Below are 26228 nucleotides of genomic sequence, written 5' to 3'. Positions count from 1 at the left end.
TGGACGACTCAGGCGGTCACACAGCTCGCGGACGCCAGACCCAGGACCGAGACGACCCGGACCTTGACCGTCGGCGTGCTCGTCGCGGTCCAGCTGCCCCCGAGGTTCGTGCGGAGGTGCAGCGTGTAGGTCGTCCCGAGGTTCAGGAGCCCGGCGCCACCGTAGGTCATCGAACGAGCGCCGGCGATCGTCGTCGTCGCCACCTGCGTCGTCCCGTTCATCAGGTCGAACGATGCCGGGACGGTCGCGCCGTTGTCGTAGGTCCAGGCGATCGTGACCGTGTTCGACCCTGCCGGGGCGCAGGTCAGGGTGGGGACACCGGTCGCCGTGCCCGCCGTGAAGTTCGCGGTCGGTGCCACGGTGGTCCGCGACCACGGGGCCGCGTCCGCCTGCGCGGGCAGCAGCACGCCGGCGGCCGCCGCGAGCACGAGCACCGCGGCGCCTCCGCCGATGCGGCGCAGCCGCCGTCCGCGACGGACTCGTCGACGGAGCGCGCGACGGGTGAGGACAGTGGACGCACCGGTCTGGAGGCCCGTGGCGGCGCCGTCCCGCGCCTCCCGGCCGTCGTCGGCTCCGTCTGCCGGGCCGGCGGCGTCGTCCGCACCGGCGTCGTCATCGGGACCGGCGTCGTCGTCCGCGCCGTCCTCGGCGACGAGCCGGCGGAGCGACCCGTCGATCGTGCAGAGGGCGAGGAGCGCGGTCAGGCCCAGTGCGAGCAGGACGACGCGGCCCCACTCCCCGGTGCTGATCCACTGGATCGGCGCCCCGATGTAGGGGATGCGGAGGAAGGCGACGCCGTGCACGGCGGAGCGTTCGATCGGTGTGGAGTCCTGCTGCGGGTTGGCGTCGCCCTTCGTGACCATGGTGCGTCGCGGACCGTCCTCGACGTAGCGGTGCATGCGCAGGTGGTCCGCCTGGTCCGGGTCGTCGGCGAGCAGGACCTTGCCCATGCTGATCTCGCCCGAGCCGACGGGACGCGAGACGACCACGTCGCCGGGGACGATGCGCGGCTCCATCGAGCCGGTCATCACGGTGGTGGGCTGCCAGCCGATGAGTGCCGGCGCGGCCGCCCAGAGCGCGAGTCCGAGCAGTGTCGCCACCACCCCGCGGGCGACGGTGGCGACGACGACGCGCCCCCACTCGACGGCGTCACGGACCGCTGCGTGCGGTGTGTGACCACCGTGCACTGCGATGCTGCTCATGACTGCCTTCGACCGGGGGCGCGTTGCGGGAGGGAACGGACGGGGCTGGTTCGGCCCCGGTCCCGACTCAGCTGTTCTGGGCCTCCCAGGTGAGGCCGAGGGCTGCGGTGCCGCCCTGCACGGTGTTCGGGGCGGTGCTCGAGACCGTGTAGGTGACGCGGTAGACACGCGACTCGGACGCGGTGCCGGTCGGGGCCCAGGTACCGACGCCGGTGGCGTAGTTGGTCGACGCGGTGCCGAAGGCGGCGAGGGTGCCGCTGTAGAGCGTCCCACCGGTGGCGGCCGGGGTGAAGCCGGAGCAGGAGCCGAAGCCACCGCCGGTGCCCTGCTCGACGGTCATCGTCATGTTGCCCGCCAGGTCCTTCGTGGTCGAGGCGTTCGTGCCGTACAGCTTCACGGTCGAGGGCAGCGAGCCGGTCGAGGTCACCGTGATGCAGTTCGCGCCGGTCGAACCGGGCTTCAGGTTGTTGGCCGTGAACAGCGCGGTGTTGTTGTCGTCGTCGGACAGGGCGACACTGCCGGCCGTCCAGTTGTTCGTCGGGTTGACGGTGGTGGAGGAGAAGGCCGCGTACGAGGCCGTCGAGACGACGACCCCCGAGGCGACGAGAGCAGCGGGGATGGCGATCCAGGCGGCGAGGCGGGCAGCACGAGGCGTGACACGAGACATGGTTGGACTCCGTGAGGAAGAGATCTGATCGGTGGTTCGGACGGGCCCGCGGTGGTTGGTCGCGCTACGTGCCGAGGTGGTACGACGATCAAGCTACTTGGCCCTCGAGCAGCTCTCAATACCCGGGATGCCCCCATTGATGGGGGTATCTTGACGAGTGAGTTACTTGTTCACTGAAGTTCCACCCCTGCACCCGAGAAGAGCCCCCATGACGGACACCGACCCGGTCGTCCTCCCCCAGCGCGCACCCGCCGTCCCCGCGGCCAGGATCGCGCCCCGCACGCCCCCGGCACCGGTGTCGCCCGACGTCACCGCGGCCGACCCGACAGGCACCGACGCCGACCTTCCGCGACTGCTCACCGCGTTCCGGGTGCTCCAGATGCAGCACGCGCGCGTCCTGCTCCACGAGAGCACGAGCCGCGGACTGAACGCGACGGACACCCGCTTCGTGTTCTTCCTCAACGCAGCCGGCGGCCACGGCGTGACCCCGAAGCAGGCCGGCGAGTACCTCGAGCTCACCACCGGGGCGATGACGTCGCTCATCGACCGCCTCGAGAAGCACGGGCACCTCGAGCGCCGCCCGAACCCCGAGGACCGTCGGAGCGTGCTCCTGCACCTCACGCCGTCGGGCACCGCGGTCGCCCGCGAGGTCGGAGCCGTCTACTCGCAGGCGTTCCAGCAGGTCGTCGCACCGTCGGACCGCGCCGTCGTCGCCACCGCCTTCGAGGGGTTCGCCGCTGCCCTGGAACGCCACCACCGGTCGTCCACAGCGTGACAGCGGGTGTCACGGCCCGCGCGTAGCGTGAGCGCCATGACCCCCTCTGAACTCCTCACCGAAGCGTTCTCCCGCGTCCCCGAGACCGTCGAGCGGGCCGTCGACGGGCTCTCCGAAGACCAGCTCGCGGCACGACCGGCAGCCGGGGCGAACACCCTGGCGTGGTTGGCGTGGCACATCGCCCGCGGCCAGGACGCGCAGATCGCCGACCTCGCCGGCTCCGAGCAGGTCTGGACGGCGGACGGCTGGTACGACCGGTTCGGGCTGCCGTTCCCGGCCGAGGCGCTCGGCTACGGCATGTCCCGCGACGACGTCGGTCGGGTGCGGGCTTCTGCCGAGCTGCTCACCGGGTACCTGCGCGCGGTGCACGAGCGCACCGTCGCCTACCTCGGTACGCTCGGCCCGAACGACCTCGACCCCGTCGTCGACGAGGCGTGGGACCCGCCCGTCACCGCCGGCGCGCGGCTCGTGAGCATCCTCGACGACTGCACGCAGCACGCCGGGCAGGCCGGCTTCGTGCGCGGGCTGCTGTTCTTCAACCGCTGACGCGGTCCCGCGGTCGCTTCGTGAGCAGGAATGGTCGGGTCTGACGTCGCGACCCGACCATTGGTGCTCACCATGTGACGGACGGGAGGCCCGGTACCAGCTGGTACCGGGCCTCCCGTCCGTCGTGTGGTCGCGACTAGCGCGCGGCGAGCTCCGACACGATGCCGTCGCCGGGCGCCGCCTGCACGAGGTCCGCCTCGATCTCAGCGCGCTCGAGGATGCCCTCGATCTTGCGGATGCGGCCACGGGGGACGATCGTGACGACCGTACCCTCCTTGCCGGCACGACCCGTGCGGCCGGAACGGTGCATGTACGCCTTGTAGTCGTCCGGGGCGTCCGCCTGCACGACGAGCGAGACGTCGTCGACGTGGATGCCGCGGGCGGCGACGTCGGTGGCGACGAGCACGTTCACCCGGCCGCTCGTGAGCAGCTGGAGGTTGCGCGTGCGGCGCGACTGGTTCAGGTCACCGTGGAGCGAGGTGGCACGGATGCCGGCGTCCTCGAACTGGTCGGCCAGGCGCTCGGCGTAGGCGCGGGTCCGGGCGAAGACGATGGTCTTGCCGTCACCGGCGACCAGCTCCTCGAGGAGACGGTCCTTCTCGCGCTGCTCGACCACGAGGACACGGTGGTCGATGGTCGAGGACGCCTGGTCCTCACCCGCGACCTCGTGCACGCTCGGCTCGTGCAGGAACTGCTCGACGAGCGCCGCGACCTGGGTGTCGAGCGTCGCGCTGAAGAGCAGCTTCTGCGCGCGGTTGCCCTGCGGGGTGACCTCGGCCGTGGCGGAGAGGATCTCCTGCACCGGCTCGAGGAACCCGAGGTCGCACATGTGGTCGGCCTCGTCGAGCACGGAGATGATGACCTCGCTGAGGTCGAGCTTCCCCTTGTTCATGAGGTCCTGCACACGACCGGGGGTGCCGACGATGATGTCGACGCCGCGCTCGAGCGCGCCCTCCTGACGGCCGTAGGGCACGCCGCCGTAGATCTGCGTCGTGAACAGGCCGACCGAACGGGCGATCGGCTGCACCGTGCGGTCGATCTGCAGGGCGAGCTCGCGGGTCGGCGCGAGGATGAGCGCACGCGGGGCGCGGCCCATCTTGCGCTTCGTGCCGCCGCCGTGCTCCATGAGCTTCTCGACCAGGGGCGCACCGAAGGCGATGGTCTTGCCGGAGCCCGTGCGACCGCGGCCGAGGACGTCCTTGCCGGCGAGCACGTCGGGGATCGTCGCCGCCTGGATCGGGAACGGGCTCGAGGCACCGAGCTCCTGCAGGGCACGGGAGATGTTGCCGCCGATGCCGAGGTCGCCGAAGGTCACACCCTCGACGTCGGCCGCGATGGTGGCCTCGGCCTGGAGCTTCTCGAGCTTGACGTCGTCGGCCGGCACGAACTTGCCGCGCTCGGGCTCGTCGAACGAGCGGCGCGGGGTGCGGTCGTCGCGGTCGAACTTGCGCGGTGCGCGGTCGTCACGGTCGAAGCTGCGACGGGGACGGTCGTCGTTGTCCCGACGGGGCGCACGGTCGTCGCGGTTGAACGAACGAGGGGCGCGGTCATCGCGGTCGAACTTGCGCGGAGCGCGGTCATCACGGTCGAAGCTGCGACGGGGACGGTCGTCGTTGTCACGGCGGGGGGCACGCTCGTCGCGGTCGAACTTGCGCGGAGCGCGGTCGTCACGGTCGAACGAACGACGGGGACGGTCGTCGTTGTCACGACGAGGCGCACGGTCGTCACGGTTGAAGCTGCGCGGTGCGCGGTCGTCACGATCGAACGAACGACGCGGACGGTCGTCGTTGTCACGACGCGGAGCGCGATCGTCCCGGTTGAAGGAACGCGGAGCGCGGTCATCGCGGTCGAACGAACGACGGGGCCGGTCGTCGTTGTCACGACGCGGCGCACGGTCATCACGATCGAACCGACGCGGGGCGCGGTCGTCACGGTTGAAGTCGCGACCACCACGGTCGTCGCGGGAGGGGCGGCGCTGGCCGCCGCCGTCACGCGGCTCCCAGTTCGGACGGGCCGGACGCTCGCCCTGGGATGCACGTCCGCGACGTTCCTCGGCGTCCCAGCGCTGCTTCTGACGCGGCTGCGACGAGTCGGCGGCGCGGAACCCGCGGTGCTTGCTGCTGCGGGCGGCAGGGGTGCCGTTCGGGTGGCGGACGCGGTCGGAGGCGCGGTTGTCCGCGCCGCCCTTGTTGTACGGGGCCATGGCTACTTTCTCGGGTGCGCAACGTACCGCAGCGCCCGACAGCGACATCGGCGGGGGCTGCTTGCGGAGAGGGGGTTCATCCCGTCGCGAGTCGACGTGATTCCAGCCCTCGAGCAACACACACCCAGCAGAATTTCCGTGATCACAATGTCACGACGTCGAAGGCCGACCGACCGAGTCTACGCGAGCCGGTGCCCTGACGCCAGCCCTGCTCGGTCCGGCGGCGGCGTGCCGGGCGCGGGACGGGCCTCCAGGCCGGTGGTCGGGCGCTCAGGACTCCGCGAGCCGACGACGCTGCTCGGCGACGTCGAAGTCGGCCTTCGGCCAGGACAGGTGCATGTCCTCCAGCGCGCGGAGCAGGAGCTGCTGGACGGCGAGGCGGGCGTACCACTTGCGGTTCGCCGGCACGACGTACCAGGGCGCCTGCGGGGTCGACGTGCGGTCGAGGGCGATCTGGTACGCCTGCTGGTAGCGGTCCCAGAGCAGGCGGTCGTCGATGTCGGCCGGGTTGAACTTCCAGTGCTTGTCGGGGCGGTCGAGCCGGTCGCCGAGGCGTTCGCGCTGCTCGTCCTTCGAGATGTGCAGCATGACCTTGACGATGGTCGTGCCGGCGGCTGCGAGGCCGTCCTCGAACGCGGTGATCGCGCCGTACCGTCGTTCGATCTCGTCCGGTGCGGCGAGCCCGCGGACGCGCTGGGCGAGCACGTCCTCGTAGTGCGAGCGGTCGAACACGCCGAGCTGCCCGGCGGTCGGCAGCTGCTTCTCGATGCGCCAGAGGAAGTCGTGCTCGCGCTCCTCGGCCGTCGGGGCCGTGAAGCCGGCGTAGTGCACGCCGTTCGGGTCGACCGCACCGACGACGTGCGAGACGATGCCGCCCTTGCCCGCGGTGTCCATCGCCTGCAGCACGAGCAACACCCGGCGCTCGTCGCCGGCGGTCGACGCCGCGTACAGGCGCTCCTGCAGGGCCGCGAGGCGCGAGGCGCCGGCGGCGAGGGCCTCGAGTCCGTCGATCTTGCGACCGGGGAAGCCCGGGGTGCCGTCGGGGTCGACCTGGTCGAGGCGGAACCCCGGTTCGACGCGGAGCAGCGGTTCGGGATCGGCGTTCCAGGCCTTGCGACTGCTCACGGGTCCTCCTGCGGTGCTCCGGTCGGCGACTGCCGTGCTCATCCTCGCACTGCCGGGTGTCGCCAGTGGTCCGGTCGACCCGGGTTCCTCCGCTCGGGTTCCTCCGCTCGGGTTCCTCCGCTCGGGTGACGTCGGCGGTCGCCGGGGCGGCTAGCGTGGACGTGATGAAGTCCGTCCGCCGCTCAGTGCTCGCGCTCGTCGCCGCGGTGGTGGCGCTCGGCGCGATGGCGTCCTGCAGCACGGACCCGGTCGGCGACGAGAACGCCACGGTGACCGCGGACAGCGCCATCTACCCGCTGTCGCTGCGGTACCACGGCATCGACGTGGTGGCGGACGTGCCGTACGGCGCCGATCCGTTGCAGCGGCTCGACGTGTGCCTGCCCGCGGACAGCGACCCCGCGACGACCGCGACCCCCACGGCGGCGCCGACCGCCAGCGCCACCGCCGAACCAGACGCCGACGCGGTCGAGGCCACCACGGGTCGTCCGGCGGTCCTGATGATCCACGGGGGCAGCTGGTCGCACGGCGACAAGGCGACGGCCGCGTACCGGTCGGTGTGCAAGTACCTGGCGTCCGAGGGCTTCGTGACGTTCAACGTCGACTACCGGCTCGCGCCGACCGACCCGTTCCCGGCAGGGCTCGACGACGTCCGCCGTGCGCTCGACTACGTGTTCCGCCCGGCGACCCTGGAGACCTACGACGTCGACTCCCAGCGCGTGGGCGTGTTCGGTGGGAGCGCAGGCGGCAACCTCGCCGCGATGCTCGCCGTCACCGACCACGAGTCCGCCGCCTACGCCGACGGCGACCGGATCCGCGCCGTGGTCGACCTGAGCGGGCCGACGAACCTGACGACCCGGTCGACCGAGCCCGACGGGGTGTCCGCGGCCTTCCAGCGGAAGCAGCTGCTCTACCTCGGGTGCCGGTCCTACGCGAAGTGCCCGGCCGCGACCCGGGCGTCGCCGGAGTTCCACGTCACCTCGGACACCGCGCCGTTCTTCATCGGGCACTCCACGGACGAGTTCATCCCGATGTGGGAGTCGCAGGAGTTCGCGGCGACGCTCCGGTCCCACGACGTGCCGGTGACGTTCGTCGCGGTCGAGGGCACGGCGCACTCCATCGCCCAGCTCGACGAAGCGATGAGCCGTCGCGTGGTCACGTTCCTGCGGACCCAGCTGGGCTGACCCGTCCGGGCGACGGACCGCGTGCCCCGGGCGGGTGGCACCCGGAGTCGGGACTGCCGCTGCCGCGCGTCCGGCAGCAGACTTCCGTGGTGACCGACACCTCGACCCGCCCTGCCCGCGCCGCTGCGACCCGCTGGGACCGCCCCGCGCTGCAGACGTTCGCGGAGCTGCTCCTCGGGCTGTCGTTCGTCGCCGCGGTGGCCTTCGGCGGCTACGCATCGGTCACCGGACAGCTGGCCGTCGTGTCGCAGGGCGCCGCCGTGGTGTTCGTCGTGACGCTGACCCTGGTGCTGGTGTCGTGGTTCCGCGCCGTCGAGCGCGAGGAGCGGACCGTGGTGTCGCCCCTCGCCGCGGTCGACGCCGAGTACCGCCGCTAGGCAGCGCTGCCGGAACGCGCCGCCCGGCGACGCTGTCGCTCCTGCCGTCGCTCCGACCGCTCGTGGCGGCGCTCCGCCCGCGCCTGCTTCCGGGTCTTCCCCGCGGCGATCCGGTCGTCGTTGCGTTCGCGAGCCCGCTCGACCACGAAGTACAGCGCCGGCAGGACCACGAGCGTCAGCAGCGTCGAGGACACCAGGCCGCCGATCACGACCAGTGCCAGCGGCTGCGAGATGAACCCGGACTTGCCGGTCAGGCCGATCGCCATCGGCAGCAGCGCGAAGATCGTCGCCATCGCCGTCATCAGGATCGGGCGGAGGCGTCGCGTGGCGCCCTCGATCAACGCCTCGCGCACCCGCAATCCGCGCCGTCGGTACTGGTTGACGAGGTCGATGAGCACGATCGCGTTCGTCACGACGATGCCGACGAGCATGAGCAGGCCGATCAGCGATGCGACGCCGATCGGGACGCCGGACACGATCTGCAGCAGGATCGCGCCCGTCGCCGCGAACGGCACCGACACGAGCAGCAGCAGCGGCTGGAGCAGGCTCCGGAACGTCGCGACCATGATCACGTAGACGATCAGCACCGCGACGAGGACCGCGAGCCCGAGCTGCGAGAACGCCGACGACTGGCTGGCGGCGACGCCACCGATGGAGGCGGTCGCGCCCTTCGGCAGGTCGAGCTCGTCGACGGCGGTCGTGACGGACTGCACTGCTGCACCGAGGTTCGTGGCATCCGGTGACACCGTGATCGTGGCGGTGCGGGCGGCGTTCGTCGTGGTGACCGTGGTGGGGCCCTCGGACTCCTCGACCGTGGCGACGTCGGACAGCGGCACGGTACCGGTGCTCGTCGGGACGTCGAGGGCACGGAGCGCGGCGATCGTGGTCGGCGGCTCCGGGTCGGCGATGTAGACGTCGAGCGTCGCGTCGTCGATCTCGATGCTGCCGGTGTCCCGCGGTGAGACCGCGGCGGCGACGAGGCCGCCCACCTGGGTCTCGGTGAGGCCGAGGGACGCGGCCTCCGCTCGGTCGACGCGGACGGCGAGGAACGGCTCCGCGGCGGACAGGTTGCTGGTCGCGCCCGTCGTGTCCGGGACCGACTGCATGGTCTTCAGCACCTGGCGCGACGCCGTCTCGAGCTGTGCCTGGGTCGGCGCGGTCACGTCGACCTCGATGTCGCTGCTGCCGCCGAACCCGCCGCCGGACGACGCGATGGTGACCTCGCCGACGTCGTCGATCCCCGCGATCGACTTCCGGGCGTCCGCCTGGATCGTCGGCTGGTCGGCCTCGGCGTCGGTCGTCACGGCGTACTGCACCGAGGCCGAGCCGCCACCGCCGAACGCCGCCTGGATCGACTGGCCGCTCGTGCCGATGGTGGTCTGCACGGTCTCGACGCCCTCGACGTCCTGCAGCGCCCGCTCGACCTTGCGCGCGGACTCGGACTGGACGGCGAGGCTCGAACCCGCCTTCAGGTCCTGTGTGACCGTGAACGTGTTCTGCCCCGAGTCGCCGAGGTAGTTCGTGGTGACGAACGGCAGCGTGGCGACCGTACCGCCGAGCACCACGACGGCGAGCAGGATGACGACGACGGGCTTCCGGACGACCCACCGGAGCACCGGCAGGTAGACGCGGCGCAGACGGTCGGCCCGGCCGGCGTCGTGCAGGTCTGCGGCGGAGGCGAGCGCACCCTCGGACCGATCACCCTCGGCGACGGCCGCCGACGGTGCCGATTCGGCGTCCGCATGCGCTGTCGACGTGGCGTCGCCCGGCTTCGCCTTCGGCGCGCGCAGCCACCAGTACGCCAGCACCGGGACGATGGTGAGCGAGACGAACAGCGACGCGACGAGCGCCAGGGTGACGGTGACCGCGAACGGCCGGAACAGCTCCCCCACGAGTTCCGCGACGAACGCGACCGGCAGGAACACCGCGACGGTGGTCAGGGTCGAGGCGGTGACGGCACCGGCGACCTCGCGCACGGCGTCCCGCACGGCGCGGCCGCGGTCGACACCGGGCAGCATGTGCCGCTTGATGTTCTCGATGACGACGATGGAGTCGTCGACCACACGGCCGATCGCGATCGTGAGGGCGGCCAGCGTGATGATGTTGAGCGTGTACCCGGCGGCCCGCATGCCGATCGCGGCGAGGAGCACCGACGTCGGGATCGAGATCGCGGTGACGAGCGTGGAACGCCACGACAGCAGGAACACCAGGATCACGATCACCGCGAAGGCGAGCCCGAGCAGGCCTTCTTCGGCCAGGGAGTCGATGGACTGCTGGATGTAGGGCGCCTGGTCGAAGACGACGGTGAAGCGGGGGTCACCCGCGATCTTGTCCTCGATGCCGGGCAGGGCGTCGCGCACGGTCGTCGAGACGTCGACGGTGTTGGCCTCCTGCGTCTTCGTGATCGAGATCGTCAGGGCCTGCTGGCCGTCCACGCGGCTGATCGAGGTACGTGGCGACTCGGTGATGGCGACCTTCGCGACGTCACCCAGCGTGGTGTCGGTCGGCGTGGCCGCGGTCGTGGTTCCGCCCGTCGTCGCGCCGTCCGTCGTCGCCGTCCCCGTCGCGCCCGCAGCGGTGTCGCTCGTCCCGGCTGCACCGGTACCGGTCGCACCCGTGGCGGCCCCGTCAGCCCCGCCGGCACCGGTCGTCGAGTCACCCGCACCGGCGGCGGTCCCGGAGGCGGAACCGGAAGCGCCCGAGTCCGACGAGCCGGTGAGCCGCAGCGCGCGGATGTCCTCGAGCGAAGCGATCCGCTCACCCGTCTGCACCGACAGCGTCGAGCCGTCCTCGGTGATGGTGCCGCCGGGGATCAGGGTGCCGTTGTCGTCGAGCGCGTCCGAGATCGCCGTCTGGCTGAGGCCACGGGCGGCGAGCTCGTCCTGGTCGGGCGTGATGACGACCCGACGTCCGGGGTTGCCGAAGACGTCCGCCTGGCGCACACCGTCGAGCTTCTCGAGGTCGGGGATCGCCGAGGCCTGGAGCCGGTCGACGAGTTGCTCCTGGTTGCCGGACGCCGAGACCGCGACCTGCAGCACCGGCAGGTCGTCGAAGGACCCGGTGACGATCTGCGTCTGCACCGAGTCGGGCAGCGACAACGCGTTCACCGCGGTCTGGATCTTGTCCTCGGCACTGGCCAGGTTCGATCCGTACTGGAACGAGGCCGACACCACGCTCTGTCCGGTGGACGAGGTGGCGCTGGTCGACTCGAGGTCCGGGACCACCTGGATCGCCTGCTCGATCTTGGTCGAGACGTCGTTCGAGACGACTTCCGGCGTGGCTCCGGGGTAGGCGCTGACGATCGCGACCTGCGGGAACTCGACGCTGGGGATCAACTCCTGCTTCAGGCTCGAGAGCGCGATGCCGCCGAAGACCGCGACGACGATCGTGACGAGCGCGATGAGGGCCCGGTTGCGCAGGCTGAAGACCGAGAGGAGGTGCACGGCATCGATCCTCGCAGGACCGACCGACGAACGTTCGGCTGGCAGCCAGAACCCGCCGTCGGATCAGGACCTCAGGATCAGAACCCGCCGAGCAACAGGTAGGCCCCGAGCACCGCGACGGTCCCGACGACCCCCGTGCCGAGCGCCACCACGCGCGCGACGGGTGAGCGGGTGCCGAGGACCCCGATGCCGAGGAGCACGACCCCGACCGCGATCTCGACGACCCAGGTCTCGTGCCCCGTCGTCGCGGCGACCTGCAGCAGCCCCCGGACGCCCTCTCCGACGAGCACCGCGGCCGTCACGCCGGAGGCCCCCGCACGCCACCGGGCGTCGCCGGACCGCACGGCCACGGCCACCGCCCCGGCCAGCAGCCCGGCCGGCACCCCGAGCAGCACCCACGGGTTCGTGATCGACAGCACGTCCGGGAACCCGCGCAGGACCGTCGTGAGCCAGTAGCCGACGTGCATGAGTTCGAGGAGCACGACGCCGAGCACCATCGCGAGCGGCAGGGCGACCCGGCCCACTCGTGCTCCGGCCGCCAGGCAGAGCAGCGCGGCCACCAGGAACCACGGTCCGGCCGAGTTCGACACCGAGGCGAGTGCGGGCACCGCCTGCCCGAACGAGGTCAGGACGCCCGCCAGGAAGGCCCCACTCAGGGCGATGGTGACGCGCACCACGGCGGGGACCGCCACGGGCGGCTCGACGGGCAGGGGCCGAGCGGGGCGGGTTCCGGCGGACAGGGTCGCGTTCATGGCACCAGCCTCGCCGCACGGCTGCGGCGGCACATCACCCCGAGGAGCGAGAACCCCCGACCGAGCCTCACCCCAGAGGATGACCTCTCAGACCACCGCCGCCAACGACCCCCGAACCCCGGTCGACTCGCCACCGACCCGCTCCCACGCACGCGACAGCACGTCGACCAACCGCCCCCGGTCGGCCGGCGCCATCGTGAACGGCACCCGCAGGAACCGTTCGAACCCGCCGTCCGGCCCGAACACCCAGCCCGAGGCCAGCACGACGCCCTCAGCCCGCGCGGCGAGCACGAGCGCGCTCGACACCGGCCGCCCGAGCCCCACCCACGTCGTCAGCCCGCCCGCCGGTGCCGGGACGTCCCACTCCGGCAGCCGCGCTCGGAGCGCACCCACGACCGCGTCGCGACCCTCGCGCAGGGACGCACGCCGCGCCTCCAGGACGGCCGCCGTGCGCGGGACCAGCTCGCGCACCACCAGCTGGTCGAGCACGGGGGTGCCGAGGTCGCCCGTCGGGCGGGCGAGGAGCAGCCGCTGCAGGAGCGCCGGATGGGCGCGGATCCAGCCGATCCGCAGGCCGCCCCAGAAGACCTTGGCGGCGGAACCGATCATCACGACCGACGCCCCCGACGGGTCAGCCGCTGCCAACGGCGGCGGCGGCTCGCCGTCGATCCGGAGCTCCCCCATCGTCTCGTCTGCGATGACGGTCGTGCCGACGCTCGCGGCGACCGACAGCAGCGTGGCGCGGGTCGACGCCGCCATCGTCGCGCCCGTCGGGTTGTGCAGCTCGGGCATGACGTAGGCGACGGACGGTGCGGTGCGGCGCAGCGCGGTCTCGAGCGCGGCGGCGTCCCAGCCACGGTGGGCGTCGACGGGGACGCCGACCAGGCGGCCGCCGACCTCCCGGAAGGCCTCGTGCGCGTGCGGGTAGGTCGGGGACTCGACGAGCACGGCGTCGCCGCGGCGGACGAGCACGCGTGCGAGCAGGGCGATGGCGTGTTGCGCGCCGATGGTGACGATGACCTGGGCCGGTTCGGTCGGCAATCCCCGCTCGGTGTACCGCTCGGCGATCGCGGCGCGGAGGCCGGGGTCGCCGACGGTGTCGTAGCCGATGCCGGCGAGCGCAGCGGGCACGTGCCGAACCGCGCGCTCGACCGCCTCGTCGATGCCGGGGGCCGCGTGCAGGGCCGCTTTCCGGAGGTCGAGCAGGTCCCCCTCGACGACCCCGCCGAGCCGTTCCGGATCGGGCCGGCCGACCAGGTCGCGGGGCAGGTGGACCACGCTGCCGGAGCCACGGACGGACACCAGGAACCCGTCGGAGCGCAGTCGGGCGTAGGCGTTCGCCACGGTGGTGCGCGAGACGCCGAGCGCTGCGGCCAGTCCGCGCTCGGCCGGCAGCCGGACGCCCTGGGCCACGCGGCCGTCGATGACCAGGACCCGGAGGGCGTCGGCGAGCGCCTCGTAGGCCGGGGCGTCGGTACCGGCGCGCCAGTCGGTCAGCAGGAGCGACGCCGCGCGGGCACTGATCAGGACAGGAGGCACGGGTCCACGGTAGCGCGATTGGCTCTCGACCAGCAGGCCAATCTGTCGGGACCATGGAGCCATGCCCCGCCGCACCGCCCTCACCCTGCGCTTCGTCCAGCTCTTCGTCGGCCTGTTCCTCTACGGTGCCTCGACCGCCCTGCAGGTCCGCGCTGTGGTCGGCGTGAGCTCGTGGACCGTGCTGACCCAGGGGCTCGAGAACGTCGTGCCGTGGTCGTTCGGCGTCATCACGGTGGTGTCGAGCGGCGTGATCCTGCTGCTCTGGATCCCGCTGCGCCAGAAGCCGGGCATCGGGACGCTGCTGAACGCCCTGGCGATCGGGCCGAGTGCCGACCTGGTGCTCTGGCTGGTGCCGGAGCCGTCGGGGATCGTCGCCCGGATCGGGCTGTTCGCCGCAGGGCTCGTGCTGCTCGCGGTCGCGACGGCGTTCTACATCGGCGCAGGGTTCGGCACGGGCGCGCGGGACGGCCTGATGGTGGGCCTGCACGAGCGGCTCGGCTGGCCGATCTGGTTCGCCCGCACCCTGGTCGAGGTCACGGTGGTGATCGTCGGGTGGGTCCTCGGCGGGGACGTCGGCGCCGGCACCGTCATCGCGGCGTTCGCGATCGGCCCGATGGTGCAGCCGCTGATGCCGCACTTCCGCCGGTTCCCGTGGAGCCCCGAGCGGACGGCGGCACGCGCCGACACGGTCCCCAGCGCCGCCGCACCCGCCCTGGAGGCCCACCCCGCCCCCGCCACGCCCGCTCCGTGAGCAGGAATGGTCGGGTCCACGGCGCCGACCCGACCATTCCTGCTCACGATCCGCCCGGCAGTCGCCCGGCAGTCGCCCGGCGACCCTTGCGGCCGCGGTGAACGCGATATAGCGTGACCTCCACAGACGCGATACATCGCGAGTTTCAGGAGGCAACATGGCGCAGGAGAAGTGGCTCGTCGACGAGCCCAAGGTCATCGACACCGGCATCGTGCGCACCGTGCGCATCGGGCTCGTCGGTGGGCAGGTGGACGTCGTCGCGCACGACGAACCCACGGCCCGGGTCGAGGTCCACAGCGTGTCCGGCAAGCAGATGCTCATCGAGGTTGACGGCGACACCCTCACCGTCGACCACCCCCAGGTCCGGTGGGACGACCCCATCGGGTTCCTGAAGTCCTTCCGCGGCAAGGCCCACGCCGACGTCAGCATCCTGGTCCCCCGCGACGCCGGCATCACGCTCGGCGTCGTCTCGGCCGGTGCACTGCTGTCCGGCACGAACCGCGGTGCCACCCTCAACACGGTGTCCGGCGACCTGGTCGTCGACGGCGTCGCGGGTGACGTCACGGTCAACGCCGTCTCGGGCGCCACCACGATCCGCGACCTCGACGGCGCGCTCGCGGTGCACACCGTCTCCGGCGACGTCGTGGCCACCGGCGAGATCCCGCGGTTCCAGGCCGACGGCGTCTCGGCCGACGTCGTGCTCGACCTGCACGGGGTCCCCGAGTCCGCCCGCATCAACACGGTGTCCGGCTCGGTGAGCGTCCGGCTCGAGGACGGCGTCGCCTACAAGTGCACGGTCAACACCGCCACCGGCAAGCTGCAGTTCGACGACGCCGAGATCCGCGGCGTGCGTGGCTCGTACGTCAAGCAGGGCGGCGAGCTGTCCGGCCAGTGGCTCGACCTGCGCGTGAACTCCGTCTCCGGTGACATCGCGGTGCTGCACGCCCCGCCGGTCGCCGAGCCGGCACCCCCGACGGCTCCGAGTACACCGATGGCTCCGACCGCCCCGACGAACGAGAGCGAGGTGCCCGAATGAGCCCCGTCTTCGCCCACGGCCACCTGCGCCTCTACCTGCTCGTCCTGCTCGCCGACCACCCCATGCACGGCTACGAGCTCATCCAGGCACTCGGCGACCGCTTCGGCGGCACCTACGTGCCGAGCGCCGGCACCGTCTACCCTCGGCTCGCGAAGCTCGAGGACGACGGCCTCGTCACGAAGACCGCCGACGGCCGCAAGACCGTCTACGCGATCACGGACGCCGGCCGCGCCGAACTCGCGGCCCGGGCCGACGAGATCGCCGCGGTCGAGTCCGGGGTCAGCGACTCGGTGAAGTCCCTGGCCGACGGCGTGCGAGCCTCGGTCGGCGAGGCCATGCGGTCTCTCCGGGCCGACCTGGCGGCCGCAGCCGAGAGCCCGGCCACCGGTCCCGCCGAGGAGCCCGTGTCCGTGCCGTCGGACAGCGCCCGCGCCCTGCGCGAGCTCGAGATGGCACTGTCGTCGTTCCGGCAGCAGGTGCGTGCGGACCTCCGTCGTCGGGCGACCCGCGGCACGCTCGGTGCGGACACCGTGACGCGCCTGCGCGACGGCCTGGAGGCCCTGCGCAAGTCGCTCTGACGACCCGCGGCCGACAGACGGTGGCGACCAGGGCCTCCCGGCCGTCACCGGGACCACCCGCGGTCGCGACCGACACCGCCCGCGGAACCAGGTTCCGGACACCACACCGTGCCGATGCGCGGTGTGGTGTCCGGAACCTGGTTCCCTCACCGCCCCGGAACCGGTGACTCGACGGCCGACACCCGCGTCGGCGCGAAGCCGGCGAACGCGTCGACCGCCGTCAGGCGCTCGCCGTGCTCGATCCGCGTCACGGTGGTGCGCACGGCCGCCAGCTGTCGCGCCAGACGGTCCCGTTCGCGCTCGAGCCACGCGAGGTGCGCCGCGAGGGCCGTGAGGTCGTCGCCCTCGGTGTCGAGCCGCCGCGCGATCTCCGGCAGGCCGAGCCCGAGCCGGCGCAGCAGCAGGATGCGCTGCAGGCGCACGAGCGCGCGGTCGTCGTAGCGGCGGAGGCCACCCGCTCCGATCGCGGTGGCCGGCAGCAGCCCGATGGCCTCGTAGTGCCGCAGCGTCCGGCTCGAGATGCCGGCGGAACGCGCCACCTCGGTGATCGCGTGGGGCGCTTTCGCAGCTGCGTCGTCCGGGCCTGTCGATGCGCTCATGCTGGGACTGTAGTGCTTGACGCCGCGTCAACCGCAAGGGGTTCCCGGCACCCAGCGTCGAGCGCCCGTGGTCACCCGGGAATGTGCGGCAGGCGAACCGTGTTGACTCGCGCCCGGAACTGAGTAGGTTTGCCGCTCGTGACGAACGAGATCCGGTCGTTGAAAGCACGACTGATCGGGGATCCCCTCCCCTCCGAGAAGCTCGAAGGACAGCTCCTCCCGAAGCATCTGGCCCTGCCGATCTTCGCGAGTGACCCGCTGTCCTCTGTCGCGTACGCGCCGCAGGAACTCCTGATGATCCTGCTGCTCGGCGGCATGGCCTTCCTGACGTTCGCTCCGTGGGTCGCCGCGCTCGTCGTGCTGCTGCTCGTCGTGGTCGTCGCGTCGTACCGGCAGCTCATCAAGGCGTACCCGTCCGGCGGTGGCGACTACGAGGTGGCGCACCGGAACCTCGGCGAGAAGGCCGGGCTGGTCGTCGCGAGTGCACTGCTCGTCGACTACGTGATGACGGTGGCCGTGTCGGTCGCCTCCGGTGTCGACAACATCATCTCGGCGCTCCCGATGCTCGACCACTTCCGCGTCGAGCTCGCCCTGCTGTTCGTCGTGCTGCTCGCCGCCGCGAACCTGCGCGGTGTGCGGGAGTCGAGCAAGGCCTTCGCGATCCCCACCTACCTGTTCGTGGCGAGCGTCTTCGTGATGGTCGTCACCGGGCTCGTCCGGGTCGCCGCCGGCAACGCCCCCATCGCCGAGTCCGCCGCGTACACGGTCGACAACGTCGAGCACACCACGCAGGCGGCGTTCATCCTGCTGCTGCTCCGCGCCTTCGCCTCGGGCTGCTCGGCCCTGACCGGCGTCGAGGCCATCGCGAACGGCGTGCAGGCGTTCCGCCGTCCGAAGATCAAGAACGCGCAGGCCACCCTGGTCGCGATGGGCGGCATCGCGATCGTCCTGTTCATCGGGCTCATCACCCTGGCGCTCGTGTCGCACGTGCACTACGCCGAGCGCGCCTGCGACCTGCAGGGCTTCGCGAACTGTGCGACCACGCCGCAGCGCTCCCTCATCGCGCAGATCGCGGCGGCGACGTTCGGCAACAACTCGGTGCTGTTCTTCGTGATCCAGGCGACGACGGCCGCGGTCCTGCTCCTCGCCGCGAACACCGCGTTCAACGGGTTCCCGCTGCTCGGCTCGATCCTGGCGCGCGACTCGTACGCCCCGAAGGCACTGTCGACCCGCGGCGACCGGCTCATCTACTCGAACGGCGTCATCGTCCTGGCCCTCGTCGCCGCGGCGCTGCTCGTGGTCTACCGGGCGAACGTCACGAGCCTCATCCAGCTCTACATCATCGGTGTCTTCGTGTCGTTCACGCTCGGACAGACGGGCATGGTCGTGCACTGGACACGACTGCTCCGAGCAGACCGAGACGGGACGGTGCCCGCGGGTGACCCTGCCGTGAACCGCGGGCAGGTCGTCCGCTCCCGCACGATCAACGCGATCGGCGCGACCTTCACCCTCGTGGTGCTCGTCATCGTCACGATCACGAAGTTCACCCACGGTGCATGGCTCGTGTTCCTGATCATGCCGGTGCTGTACGTGCTCATGCTCGGTGTGAACCGCTACTACCGCGACGTCTCGCACGAGATCGAGGCCGACGTCGAGACGAAGTTCGGTGCGACCGGCGACCACGCCATCGTCCTGGTGAACAAGCTGCAGAAGCCCGTGCTCAAGGCGCTCGACTACGCGGTCGCCGCCGAGCACGCGAGCATCGAGGCGGTGCACGTCGCGATCGACGACGCCGAGTCCCAGCGGCTGCGCGACCAGTGGGCGGAGTACGGCATCCAGGTGCCGCTGACGATCGTGCCGAGCCCGTACCGCGACATCTCGATGCCCCTCATCAAGTACATCAAGGCGCACCGGGCCGAACACGGCTCCGAGGTCGTCACCGTCTACACCCCGATCTTCATCGTCGGGCACTGGTGGGAGGGTCTGCTCCACAACCACCGGGGCCGCCGCATCCGCAAGAAGCTGCTGCTCGTGCACGGCGTCACCGTGGCCCTGGTGCCGTGGCTGCTCGACTCGTCCGAGCTGCTGTACGGCCGCCGTTCCCGCCCGCTGCCCGGCCAGGAGCGCCGCGGCGAGCCCGTCCGACCGCCGCTCCGCCGCCCCGCGCAGCCCGGTTCGTCGGCCGAGGCCGCCGCCTCGGCTTCGGCCGAGGACCGCCTGCTCCGGTCCGCCGAACGCAACAGCATCCAGCCGCGCCGCGCGACCCGTCCGGCCGGCCCCGCCGAGGGCGTCGACCCCGCGCTCTGCACGGGCGAGATCCACGCCCTCGTCCCCTCGCCGCCGCGACGGGGAGCCGACGAGTCGTAGCATGTGACCCCATGACCATCAGTGACCTGCGGACGTTCGCCACGTTCGACGGACACGGCGGCAAGGTCTCGAAGCGCGTCGAGGTGCTCGACCACGAGCCGCCGGCCGGCAGCCCGCTCGAAGGGCTCGTCGCCGTGCGGGGCGAGCACCCCCTCGGCGCGCTCGACGAGCGGGCCGCCGACGACTCCGCCGCACTCTCGCGCGGGGTGCCGAGCGTCGGCTGGGTCGACCCCGCCGCACTCCGTGACTGGTACCGCCCCGACCGCGTGGTCCTCACCCGGCTCGAGGCCCGGCAGTCGGGCATCGAGCCGGGGCTCTACGCCGACTCCCGTGGGCGCGGTCGCGTCCGGATCGACGGTCTGGAGGCCCACCTCGCCCCCGACGGTCGGCCCGCCTTCCGTGCACTGGCCGGACCCACCGACGAGCCCGTCGTCGACGTGCCGCTGCCGACCGACCAGGCGGTCCGCCTGGTCGCCGTGCGCGCGGTCGACGAGGGCCTCGAGGTCGTCACCGCGCCCGTGTCCCCGTTCCTGCAGCCCGGCGAGCACCCGGCGTACGACGACGTGGTCGGGCTGCCCCCGCGGCCGGCCAGTGGGCACGTCCGGGTGACGGCGTCGGTGCTGCTCGACGGCGAGCTGCACGAGGTCGACCGGATCGACGAGCGTGCCGCGACGATCTGGATCCGGCGGGACGACCGGGTGGTGCCGATCGCGTCGAGCGCCGTCGGGCCAGACCTGGTCCGGTACGCCGCCGCGCCCGTCTGACCCGCGGTGTCGGGGACGGCTGCGCGCCGCTTCGGTGGGCGGTCATGCGCCGCTCCGGCGGTGCGATCGCTCGCCGCTTCGGGGGACGCCGCTGCTGCGTGCCGTGACGGGGGTGCGGCGTACCGTCGCGGACATGAGTGACGCAGACCGCGACCAGCAGCAGACCCCGGACGCACCGATCCAGGGCGAGACCCTCGGCGGCCCCCGACCCGACCCCTCCACCGACGCGAGCAAGGACCCCGAGCAGTGGGTCACCGGCGACGAGCCGATGACCGGACCGCAGCGCAGCTACCTCGACACCCTGGCCCGTGAAGCCGGCGAGGAACTCCCGGCCGACCTGACCAAGGCCCAGGCGTCGGAGCACATCGACCGCCTCCAGCAGCAGACGGGCCGCGGCGCCGATTCCTGAGCAACGGTCCGCCCTTCGGCGGACCGTTGTCTGTGCATGCTCTGGGCATGTACTGGCGAAGCGCGGTCAGTCCCCTGTTGGAGGGACATCGATGACGCGTCACCGGATAGCTTCGTGGCCATGCGAACGACATCGACCTCCATCGGCCTGACCGCGCTCCGCATCGTCCTCGGGGTGGTGTTCATCGCCCACGGGGCCCAGAAGTTCGCCCAGGGCATCCCGAACGTGGTGCAGGGCTTCTCGGGCATGGGTGTGCCCCTCGCCGAGGTCGCCGCACCCCTCGTCGCCGGGCTCGAACTCGTCGGCGGGGTGCTCCTCGTGCTCGGTGTCGCGACCCGCGTCGTCGGTGTACTGCTGGCCGTCGACATGGTGGCCGCCGGGTTCCTCGCCCATGCCTCCGCGGGCTTCTACTCGCAGGACGGCGGGTTCGAGTACGTGCTCGTGCTCGCGGTGGCCTCGCTCGCCGTGGCGCTGACCGGGCCCGGGCGGTTCTCGGTCGACGCCCTGTTCCTCAAGTCGTCGCGCCGTCGTCGTGGCGTCGAGGAGCCCCTGCCCGCCTGAGCCGCGCGTCCCGGTTTCGTCTGGTGCGAGGTTCCGTACTCGGTGCGAGCTCGCGAGGGCCGCACCGGGAACGGAACCTCGCACCGTTCACGTGGCCTCTCGCACGGTGCGAGGGGGCGTGCGTCCGGTCAGCTCGCCAGCGCGTCCATGACCTGGCGGGCGATGCGCCGTCCGGCGCGGTTCGCACCGATGGTCGACGCCTGCGGGCCGTAGCCGGCCAGGAACAACCGCGGCTCCTCCGCCGACCGGCCGTCCTCCACGACCACACCCCCGGCCGCGGTCCGCAGGTGCAGCGGGGCGAGGTGTCGCAGGTCGGCGCGGAACCCCGTGGCCCAGATCACCGCGTCGGCGTGCACGTGGGTGCCGTCCGCGGCGACCACGCCGGTCGCGTCCATCCGCGTGAACATCGGCTCGTCCCGCAGCACGCCCCGCTCGATGCCCGCACGGATCCGTCGCGACACCGGGACACCGGTGCCGCTGACGATGCTCGGCAGGACCTCGCCGGCGCGGGCAGCCCGGTCCTGTTCGTCGACGGCGGCCACCGCGGACTCCACGTCGAGCGACGCCGTACCCGCCCACACCATCGGACGACGGGTGAACCAGTGCGTCGATCGGGCCACGCCGTCGAGCTCGAGCAGGAAGCCGATCGCGCTCGTGCCCCCGCCCACCACCACGACGTCCTGGCGGGCGAAGTCGGTGGCGCTCCGGTACTCGGTCGTGTCGACCTGGCGCCCGCGGAACGCGTCGCGACCCGGGTACCACGGTACGAACGGTGTCCCCCAGGTGCCGGAGGCGTTCACCACGACGTCCGCGTGGATCCGGCTGACGGCGCCGTCCGCGCTCCGGGTCGTCACGCACAAGCCGGCGCTCACCGCTCCCTCGTCCTCGATGCGCGAGACGGACGTCACCGTGACGGGACGCCGCACCCGCAGGTCGTAGTGCTGCTCGAACCGCCGGTAGTACTCGCCGACGACGTCCCGTGCAGGCCGCGACCGGTCGGCGTCGTCGAACTCCAGGCCCATGGCCCGCATGCCCGGCAGGTCGTGCACGCGGTGGGCTGCTCCGAGCCGCAGGGCCTCCCACCGGAACTGCCACGCCCCGCCCGTGCTCGGCGCGCGGTCGAGGAGCACGAGGTCGCTGCCGGGAGTGAGCCCGAGCCGGCGCAGGTGGTATCCCACCGAGAGCCCCGCCTGCCCCGCACCGATCACCACCACGCGGGCGTGCTGGTCGACCGGGGTCTCGAGGGGTTCCGTCATCACTTCGATTCTGCTGTGCGGGCCAGCCGTCGCGCGACGTCCAGATCGAGGTACATGGTAGAGTGATCGGCAGATTTCAAACCACGAACCGTCTGGTTCCCCGAGTGATCTTCCGTCATTCGCCAGGACCGGACCAGAGCCGAACGAGGGGGTCACGCATGGGGCGCGGCCGTCAGAAGGCGAAGCACACCAAGGTCGCCCGTGAGCTGAAGTACTTCAGCCCGCAGACGAACTACGGTGCGCTCGAGCAGGAGCTCTCCGCCGGACAACACTCCGACGAGAACTACGTCGACCGTTGGGCGGACCAGTACGGTCCGGAACCGGCGGAAGACGAAGACGAGTTCGAGACGCAGGCAGACCAGAACAAGTCCGCCTGACCTCTCTCGCAGTCACGCCGCGCAGCCCTCGGGCAGCGCGGCGTTTCCGCGTGCCCGGACACGCGTCGGCGCGCTCGGGTCCCGGCCTCGAGTGGTCAGGACTCCCCGCGTGCACGATGCCGAGCGGTCACAACCCGTCGGTCGCAGGCCCGCCAGGCGACGGTTCGTGACCACGCACCGCACGCACCACGGCGAGCCGGTTGCGCGCCCGGGTCCCAGCCCCGAGTGGTCACGACTCCCCGTGCGCACGACGCCGAGCGGTCACGAAGCATCGGATGCGGGCCCGCCGAACGACGCTTCGCGACCAGGCACCGCAGGCTCCACGGCGAGCCGGTAGCGCCCCCGAGTCCACGCCCCGAGTGGTCACGACTCCCCGCGTGCACGACGCCGAGTGGTCAAGAACCGACGGCTGCGGGCCCGCCGAACGACGGTTCGTGACCACGCACCGCACGCAGAACGGCGCGGCGGCAGCCAGCCGCCCAGCGGGTCAGGCCGCGTAGCTCCCGACGAGCCGCACGGCACCGCCGTCGACGCCCTTGGCGCCCTGCTCGAAGCCGGTCAGGTCGCGCGCCGACGTCGCGATCGTGCCGACGGGCCACGTCGGCATCCCCGCGGCACCGAGCGACGCGATGACCTCCGTCGCGGCACCGGCCGAGACGACGGCGAACATGCCGATGCCCAGGTTCCAGGTGCCCTCGGTGTCCTCGATCGGGGTGCCGGCCATGTCGGCCAGGACCCGGAAGACCGGGAGCGGCTGCCAGGTCGAACGGTCGACCTCGACCCAGGAGCCGACGGGCAGCACGCGCGCCAGGTTCGCCGCGATGCCACCGCCGGTCACGTGCGAGAGCGAGTGCACGGCGCCCGGGTGCTGCTCGAGCAGGGCCAGGAGCGGTGCGGTGTACAGGCGGGTCGGTTCGAGCAGGGCTTCGCCGACGGAGACCGCGCCGCCGAACCCGGCACCGCTCAGCTCGGCCAGCTGGTCGGTGAACCCGACACCCCGCGACGCCAGGATGTGTCGCACGAGCGAGTAGCCGTTCGAGTGCAGACCCGACGACTCGATCGCCAGCACCACGTCGCCGTCCTGCACCAGGTGCGCGCCGAGCTGCGCGTCGGCCTCGACGACACCGGTCGCGGCACCGGCCACGTCGTAGTCGTCCGGGCCGAGCAGCCCCGGGTGCTCGGCGGTCTCGCCGCCGACCAGGGCGGTGCCGGTCTCCGAGCAGCCGCGGGCGATGCCGGCGACGATGTCGGCGATCCGGCCCGGCACCACGCGACCGCAGGCGATGTAGTCCGTCATGAAGAGCGGCTTCGCGCCGACCACGACGATGTCGTCGACGACCATGCCGACCAGGTCCTGCCCGATGGTGTCGTGCTTGTCGATCGCCTGCGCGATGGCGACCTTGGTGCCGACGCCGTCCGTCGAGGTCGCGAGCAGCGGGTGTGAGAAGTCCTTCAGGAACGACACGTCGTAGAGCCCGGCGAACCCGCCGACGCCACCGAGGACCGAGGCGTTGTGGGTGGCCGCGACCGCGGACTTCATCAGTTCGACGGCCAGGTCACCGGCAGCGGTGTCCACTCCGGCTTCGGCGTACGGGTTGGGCATGCGGAGTCCTTCGCGGTGACATGGCAGACTTGTGCGGTACCCCCCGATTCTACTGATCTGGAGCACACCCGCGAATGTGCGGCATCGTCGGCCTTGTTGCGCAGGGCCCCGCCAACCAATCCATCTACGACGCACTGCTCCTCCTGCAGCACCGCGGGCAGGACTCGACGGGCATCGCCACGGTCGAGGGTCACGTGCACCACATGCACAAGACCCGCGGCCACGTGCGCGAGGCGTTCCGGACCCGGGACATGCGCGCCCTCCTCGGCACCATGGGCCTCGGACACGTCCGCTACGCCACCAAGGGTGCCGCGACGAACGAGGAAGAAGCCCAGCCGTTCTACGTGAACGCGCCGTACGGCATCGTCCTCGTCCACAACGGCAACCTCACCAACACGCGGGAACTCACGCGTGAACTGTTCGACATCGACCGTCGCCATCTGAACACGACGAGCGACACCGAGCTCCTGGTGAACGTGCTCGCGCACGAGCTGCAGGGCCAGGTCCGCGGGGCGAACCTCGACCCCGGCCAGGTCTTCGACGCCGTCGAGCGCGTGCACGAGCGGGTCGAGGGCTCCTACGCCACGATCGCGACCATCGCCGGGCACGGGCTGCTCGCCTTCCGTGACCCGTTCGGCATCCGCCCGCTCATCCTCGGGCACAAGTTCGACGAGGCCGGGCAGCCCGAGTGGGTCGTCGCGAGCGAGTCGCTCGTGCTCGAGTCCGGCGGCTACGAGATCGTCCGCGACATCGCCCCGGGCGAGGCCGTCTTCATCGAGATGAACGGTCAGATGCACGCCCGCCAGTGCGCCAAGAACCCGCGCCTGGTGCCGTGCTCGTTCGAGTACGTCTACCTGGCCCGTCCGGACTCGGTGATGAACGGCATCTCGGTCTACGAAGCGCGTCTGCGTCTCGGTGACCGTCTCGCGGACACCATCGAGCAGTACGCGCCGACCGGTGACATCGACGTGGTCATGCCGATCCCGGACTCCAGCCGTCCGGCGGCGATGCAGGTCGCGCGGAAGCTCGGCATCGAGTACCGCGAGGGCTTCTACAAGAACCGCTACGTCGGCCGGACCTTCATCATGCCGGGTCAGGCGGAGCGCAAGCGTTCGGTGCGCCAGAAGCTCAACGCGATGTCCTCGGAGTTCAAGGGCAAGAACATCCTGATCGTCGACGACTCGATCGTCCGCGGCACCACGAGCCGCGAGATCGTCGAGATGGCGCGGGCCGCCGGCGCGAACGAGGTCACGTTCACGAGCGCGGCTCCCCCTGTCCGGTTCCCGCACGTCTACGGCATCAACATGCCGACGCGCGACGAGCTCATCGCGCACGACCGGAAGATCCCGGAGATCAACCGCGTGCTCGGCAGCGACCACCTGATCTACCAGGAGGTCGCGGACATGCGTGACGCCATCATCGAGGGCTCCGACGTGACGGACCTCGAGATGAGCTGCTTCACGGGCGAGTACGTCACGGGCACCGTGAGCCCGGAGTACCTGTCCTGGGTCGAGGCGAACCAGCTCAGCTAGGTCGCATCCGGGACGCGACCAAGAGGAGGACTGGAGGCCCGGTGCCAGCTGGCACCGGGCCTCCAGTCCGTCTGCTGGTCGCGGCTACGGCCGCTGGTCACCGTGGTCGTCGAGCTCGCCGTCCACCGTCTCCGGCGGCAGTTCGACCTCGACGCGCTCCGCCGTCAGGCGGGCCGACCGCCGGGCGTAGACCCGGTCGAGGACGATGGCGATGACCGCGCCGACGAAGGCGCCGATCGTGACGCCCCACAGGCTGAAGTACCCCACGAGACTGCCGAAGCTGGTGTCGTCCTGCTGGCCGCCGAGGTTCATGGTGAGGGTGATGACGACGAGCGTCACGAGGAAGCCGAGCACGGCACCGCCGACGATGAACACGCCGAACTTCGGGGCACGGCGGATGGTGACCTCGTCGGGGGTGGAGACCGCGCTGGGAGCCGGCGCCGGCGTGGGGAGCGGCTGCTCGTCGGGTTGATCGGTGGTGCTCACCCGTCCATTGTCCCCCACTGTGGGACGTCCCGCGGCCTGTGCGCGGCGACCGATCCGGGGGAGGATGGTCGCTACTGGTCGGTATCCCAAGCGGAGGAG

General features: G+C 71.7%; 24 protein-coding genes. 13 read left to right on the top strand and 11 right to left on the bottom strand.

What is annotated here, in order from left to right; genetic code table 11:
- Positions 1-8 precede the first annotated feature (8 nt).
- A complete protein-coding gene (locus KK087_RS03350) occupies positions 9-1202 on the bottom strand; it encodes a S24/S26 family peptidase (RefSeq protein ID WP_214564209.1) in 1194 nt (397 codons plus the stop codon).
- A gap of 67 nt (positions 1203-1269) precedes the next feature.
- The gene (locus KK087_RS03345) at positions 1270-1869 is read right to left on the bottom strand and encodes a M73 family metallopeptidase (protein ID WP_214529175.1); all 600 of its coding nucleotides are present in this window, start codon (positions 1867-1869) and stop codon (positions 1270-1272) included.
- Between the two features lie 208 nt (positions 1870-2077).
- On the opposite strand from KK087_RS03345, the gene KK087_RS03340 reads away from it, so the two are divergent.
- Together KK087_RS03340 and KK087_RS03335 are read left to right on the top strand one after the other, a co-directional pair.
- Positions 2078-2644: a MarR family winged helix-turn-helix transcriptional regulator gene (locus KK087_RS03340; protein ID WP_214564208.1), complete on the top strand. Its 567-nt coding sequence runs from the start codon at positions 2078-2080 to the stop codon at positions 2642-2644.
- Between the two features lie 36 nt (positions 2645-2680).
- Positions 2681-3190 (top strand): mycothiol transferase, encoded by a 510-nt coding sequence (locus KK087_RS03335; RefSeq protein WP_214564207.1) that lies wholly within the window; start codon positions 2681-2683, stop codon positions 3188-3190.
- A gap of 136 nt (positions 3191-3326) precedes the next feature.
- On the opposite strand, the gene KK087_RS03330 is transcribed toward KK087_RS03335, so the two are convergent.
- Together KK087_RS03330 and KK087_RS03325 are read right to left on the bottom strand one after the other, a co-directional pair.
- The gene (locus KK087_RS03330; protein WP_214564206.1) at positions 3327-5393 is read right to left on the bottom strand and encodes a DEAD/DEAH box helicase; all 2067 of its coding nucleotides are present in this window, start codon (positions 5391-5393) and stop codon (positions 3327-3329) included.
- 270 nt (positions 5394-5663) lie between these two features.
- Positions 5664-6518 carry a PPK2 family polyphosphate kinase gene (locus KK087_RS03325; protein ID WP_214564205.1) on the bottom strand — a complete coding sequence of 285 codons (855 nt, stop codon included), beginning with the start codon at positions 6516-6518 and terminating at the stop codon, positions 5664-5666.
- A gap of 164 nt (positions 6519-6682) precedes the next feature.
- On the opposite strand from KK087_RS03325, the gene KK087_RS03320 reads away from it, so the two are divergent.
- Positions 6683-7699, top strand: a complete 1017-nt coding sequence (locus tag KK087_RS03320; RefSeq protein WP_214564204.1) for an alpha/beta hydrolase — start codon at positions 6683-6685, stop codon at positions 7697-7699.
- Positions 7700-7788: 89 nt separating this feature from the next.
- Positions 7789-8076 (top strand): hypothetical protein, encoded by a 288-nt coding sequence (locus tag KK087_RS03315; RefSeq protein WP_214529181.1) that lies wholly within the window; start codon positions 7789-7791, stop codon positions 8074-8076.
- Here KK087_RS03315 and KK087_RS03310 read toward each other — a convergent pair.
- From KK087_RS03310 to yczR, 3 genes are all read right to left on the bottom strand, one after another.
- Positions 8073-11519: an efflux RND transporter permease subunit gene (locus KK087_RS03310; RefSeq protein ID WP_214564203.1), complete on the bottom strand. Its 3447-nt coding sequence runs from the start codon at positions 11517-11519 to the stop codon at positions 8073-8075. The genes KK087_RS03315 and KK087_RS03310 overlap by 4 nt on opposite strands.
- A 77-nt stretch (positions 11520-11596) precedes the next feature.
- Positions 11597-12271 (bottom strand): DUF6518 family protein, encoded by a 675-nt coding sequence (locus tag KK087_RS03305; protein ID WP_214564202.1) that lies wholly within the window; start codon positions 12269-12271, stop codon positions 11597-11599.
- Between the two features lie 87 nt (positions 12272-12358).
- Entirely contained in the window at positions 12359-13810 is a 1452-nt protein-coding gene (gene yczR, locus KK087_RS03300) for a MocR-like transcription factor YczR (protein WP_307859949.1), read from the bottom strand.
- Between the two features lie 61 nt (positions 13811-13871).
- Between yczR and yczE the strand changes: the two genes are divergently transcribed.
- From yczE to KK087_RS03285, 3 genes are all read left to right on the top strand, one after another.
- Positions 13872-14561, top strand: a complete 690-nt coding sequence (yczE, locus tag KK087_RS03295) for a membrane protein YczE (protein WP_214564201.1) — start codon at positions 13872-13874, stop codon at positions 14559-14561.
- Between the two features lie 157 nt (positions 14562-14718).
- Positions 14719-15597, top strand: coding sequence for a DUF4097 family beta strand repeat-containing protein (locus KK087_RS03290; RefSeq protein WP_214564200.1), 879 nt, complete (start codon positions 14719-14721; stop codon positions 15595-15597).
- A complete protein-coding gene (locus KK087_RS03285) occupies positions 15594-16175 on the top strand; it encodes a PadR family transcriptional regulator (protein ID WP_214528933.1) in 582 nt (193 codons plus the stop codon). Before KK087_RS03290 ends, KK087_RS03285 begins: the two co-directional genes overlap by 4 nt.
- A gap of 146 nt (positions 16176-16321) precedes the next feature.
- On the opposite strand, the gene KK087_RS03280 is transcribed toward KK087_RS03285, so the two are convergent.
- A complete protein-coding gene (locus KK087_RS03280; protein ID WP_214564199.1) occupies positions 16322-16774 on the bottom strand; it encodes a MerR family transcriptional regulator in 453 nt (150 codons plus the stop codon).
- Between the two features lie 129 nt (positions 16775-16903).
- Here KK087_RS03280 and KK087_RS03275 point away from each other — a divergent pair, with 129 nt between their 5' ends.
- The 4 genes from KK087_RS03275 to KK087_RS03260 all read left to right on the top strand — a co-directional run bounded on the left by KK087_RS03275 (position 16904) and on the right by KK087_RS03260 (position 20875).
- Positions 16904-19141 (top strand): APC family permease, encoded by a 2238-nt coding sequence (locus KK087_RS03275; RefSeq protein WP_214564198.1) that lies wholly within the window; start codon positions 16904-16906, stop codon positions 19139-19141.
- An 11-nt stretch (positions 19142-19152) separates the two neighbouring features.
- A complete protein-coding gene (locus tag KK087_RS03270; protein WP_214528930.1) occupies positions 19153-19905 on the top strand; it encodes a hypothetical protein in 753 nt (250 codons plus the stop codon).
- Positions 19906-20038: 133 nt separating this feature from the next.
- Positions 20039-20314: a DUF3072 domain-containing protein gene (locus KK087_RS03265; protein WP_017886246.1), complete on the top strand. Its 276-nt coding sequence runs from the start codon at positions 20039-20041 to the stop codon at positions 20312-20314.
- A gap of 120 nt (positions 20315-20434) precedes the next feature.
- A complete protein-coding gene (locus KK087_RS03260; RefSeq protein WP_214543836.1) occupies positions 20435-20875 on the top strand; it encodes a DoxX family protein in 441 nt (146 codons plus the stop codon).
- A 128-nt stretch (positions 20876-21003) separates the two neighbouring features.
- Here KK087_RS03260 and KK087_RS03255 read toward each other — a convergent pair whose 3' ends face one another.
- Positions 21004-22131, bottom strand: coding sequence for an NAD(P)-binding domain-containing protein (locus KK087_RS03255; protein ID WP_214564197.1), 1128 nt, complete (start codon positions 22129-22131; stop codon positions 21004-21006).
- Between the two features lie 158 nt (positions 22132-22289).
- Between KK087_RS03255 and KK087_RS03250 the strand changes: the two genes are divergently transcribed.
- Positions 22290-22508: a DUF3073 domain-containing protein gene (locus KK087_RS03250; RefSeq protein ID WP_017886249.1), complete on the top strand. Its 219-nt coding sequence runs from the start codon at positions 22290-22292 to the stop codon at positions 22506-22508.
- A gap of 487 nt (positions 22509-22995) precedes the next feature.
- Here KK087_RS03250 and purM read toward each other — a convergent pair whose 3' ends face one another.
- Positions 22996-24111 (bottom strand): phosphoribosylformylglycinamidine cyclo-ligase, encoded by a 1116-nt coding sequence (gene purM, locus KK087_RS03245; protein WP_214564196.1) that lies wholly within the window; start codon positions 24109-24111, stop codon positions 22996-22998.
- A gap of 74 nt (positions 24112-24185) precedes the next feature.
- Between purM and purF the strand changes: the two genes are divergently transcribed.
- A complete protein-coding gene (purF, locus tag KK087_RS03240) occupies positions 24186-25643 on the top strand; it encodes an amidophosphoribosyltransferase (RefSeq protein WP_214528925.1) in 1458 nt (485 codons plus the stop codon).
- A gap of 84 nt (positions 25644-25727) precedes the next feature.
- Here purF and KK087_RS03235 read toward each other — a convergent pair whose 3' ends face one another.
- Positions 25728-26129, bottom strand: a complete 402-nt coding sequence (locus KK087_RS03235) for a hypothetical protein (RefSeq protein WP_214528924.1) — start codon at positions 26127-26129, stop codon at positions 25728-25730.
- Positions 26130-26228 lie beyond the last annotated feature (99 nt).

Source organism: Curtobacterium aurantiacum (assembly GCF_018598555.1).
Lineage (GTDB): Bacteria > Actinomycetota > Actinomycetes > Actinomycetales > Microbacteriaceae > Curtobacterium > Curtobacterium aurantiacum.
The sequence above is the reverse complement of the archived record's forward strand: the minus strand, read 5'-3'. Positions and strand labels throughout refer to the sequence as shown.

Bases quoted from the DNA above. Each gene is read 5' to 3' on its own strand.
- KK087_RS03285 (WP_214528933.1), top strand. From the start codon at position 15,594: ATGAGCCCCGTCTTCGCCCACGGCCACCTGCGCCTCTACCTGCTCGTC.
- KK087_RS03280 (WP_214564199.1), bottom strand. From the start codon at position 16,774: ATGAGCGCATCGACAGGCCCGGACGACGCAGCTGCGAAAGCGCCCCAC.
- KK087_RS03260 (WP_214543836.1), top strand. From the start codon at position 20,435: ATGCGAACGACATCGACCTCCATCGGCCTGACCGCGCTCCGCATCGTC.
- purF (WP_214528925.1), top strand. From the start codon at position 24,186: ATGTGCGGCATCGTCGGCCTTGTTGCGCAGGGCCCCGCCAACCAATCC.
- KK087_RS03255 (WP_214564197.1), bottom strand. From the start codon at position 22,131: ATGACGGAACCCCTCGAGACCCCGGTCGACCAGCACGCCCGCGTGGTG.
- purM (WP_214564196.1), bottom strand. From the start codon at position 24,111: ATGCCCAACCCGTACGCCGAAGCCGGAGTGGACACCGCTGCCGGTGAC.
- KK087_RS03345 (WP_214529175.1), bottom strand. From the start codon at position 1,869: ATGTCTCGTGTCACGCCTCGTGCTGCCCGCCTCGCCGCCTGGATCGCC.
- KK087_RS03340 (WP_214564208.1), top strand. From the start codon at position 2,078: ATGACGGACACCGACCCGGTCGTCCTCCCCCAGCGCGCACCCGCCGTC.
- KK087_RS03290 (WP_214564200.1), top strand. From the start codon at position 14,719: ATGGCGCAGGAGAAGTGGCTCGTCGACGAGCCCAAGGTCATCGACACC.
- yczE (WP_214564201.1), top strand. From the start codon at position 13,872: ATGCCCCGCCGCACCGCCCTCACCCTGCGCTTCGTCCAGCTCTTCGTC.
- KK087_RS03335 (WP_214564207.1), top strand. From the start codon at position 2,681: ATGACCCCCTCTGAACTCCTCACCGAAGCGTTCTCCCGCGTCCCCGAG.
- KK087_RS03330 (WP_214564206.1), bottom strand. From the start codon at position 5,393: ATGGCCCCGTACAACAAGGGCGGCGCGGACAACCGCGCCTCCGACCGC.
- KK087_RS03305 (WP_214564202.1), bottom strand. From the start codon at position 12,271: ATGAACGCGACCCTGTCCGCCGGAACCCGCCCCGCTCGGCCCCTGCCC.
- KK087_RS03270 (WP_214528930.1), top strand. From the start codon at position 19,153: ATGACCATCAGTGACCTGCGGACGTTCGCCACGTTCGACGGACACGGC.
- KK087_RS03265 (WP_017886246.1), top strand. From the start codon at position 20,039: ATGAGTGACGCAGACCGCGACCAGCAGCAGACCCCGGACGCACCGATC.
- KK087_RS03250 (WP_017886249.1), top strand. From the start codon at position 22,290: ATGGGGCGCGGCCGTCAGAAGGCGAAGCACACCAAGGTCGCCCGTGAG.
- KK087_RS03320 (WP_214564204.1), top strand. From the start codon at position 6,683: ATGAAGTCCGTCCGCCGCTCAGTGCTCGCGCTCGTCGCCGCGGTGGTG.
- KK087_RS03350 (WP_214564209.1), bottom strand. From the start codon at position 1,202: ATGAGCAGCATCGCAGTGCACGGTGGTCACACACCGCACGCAGCGGTC.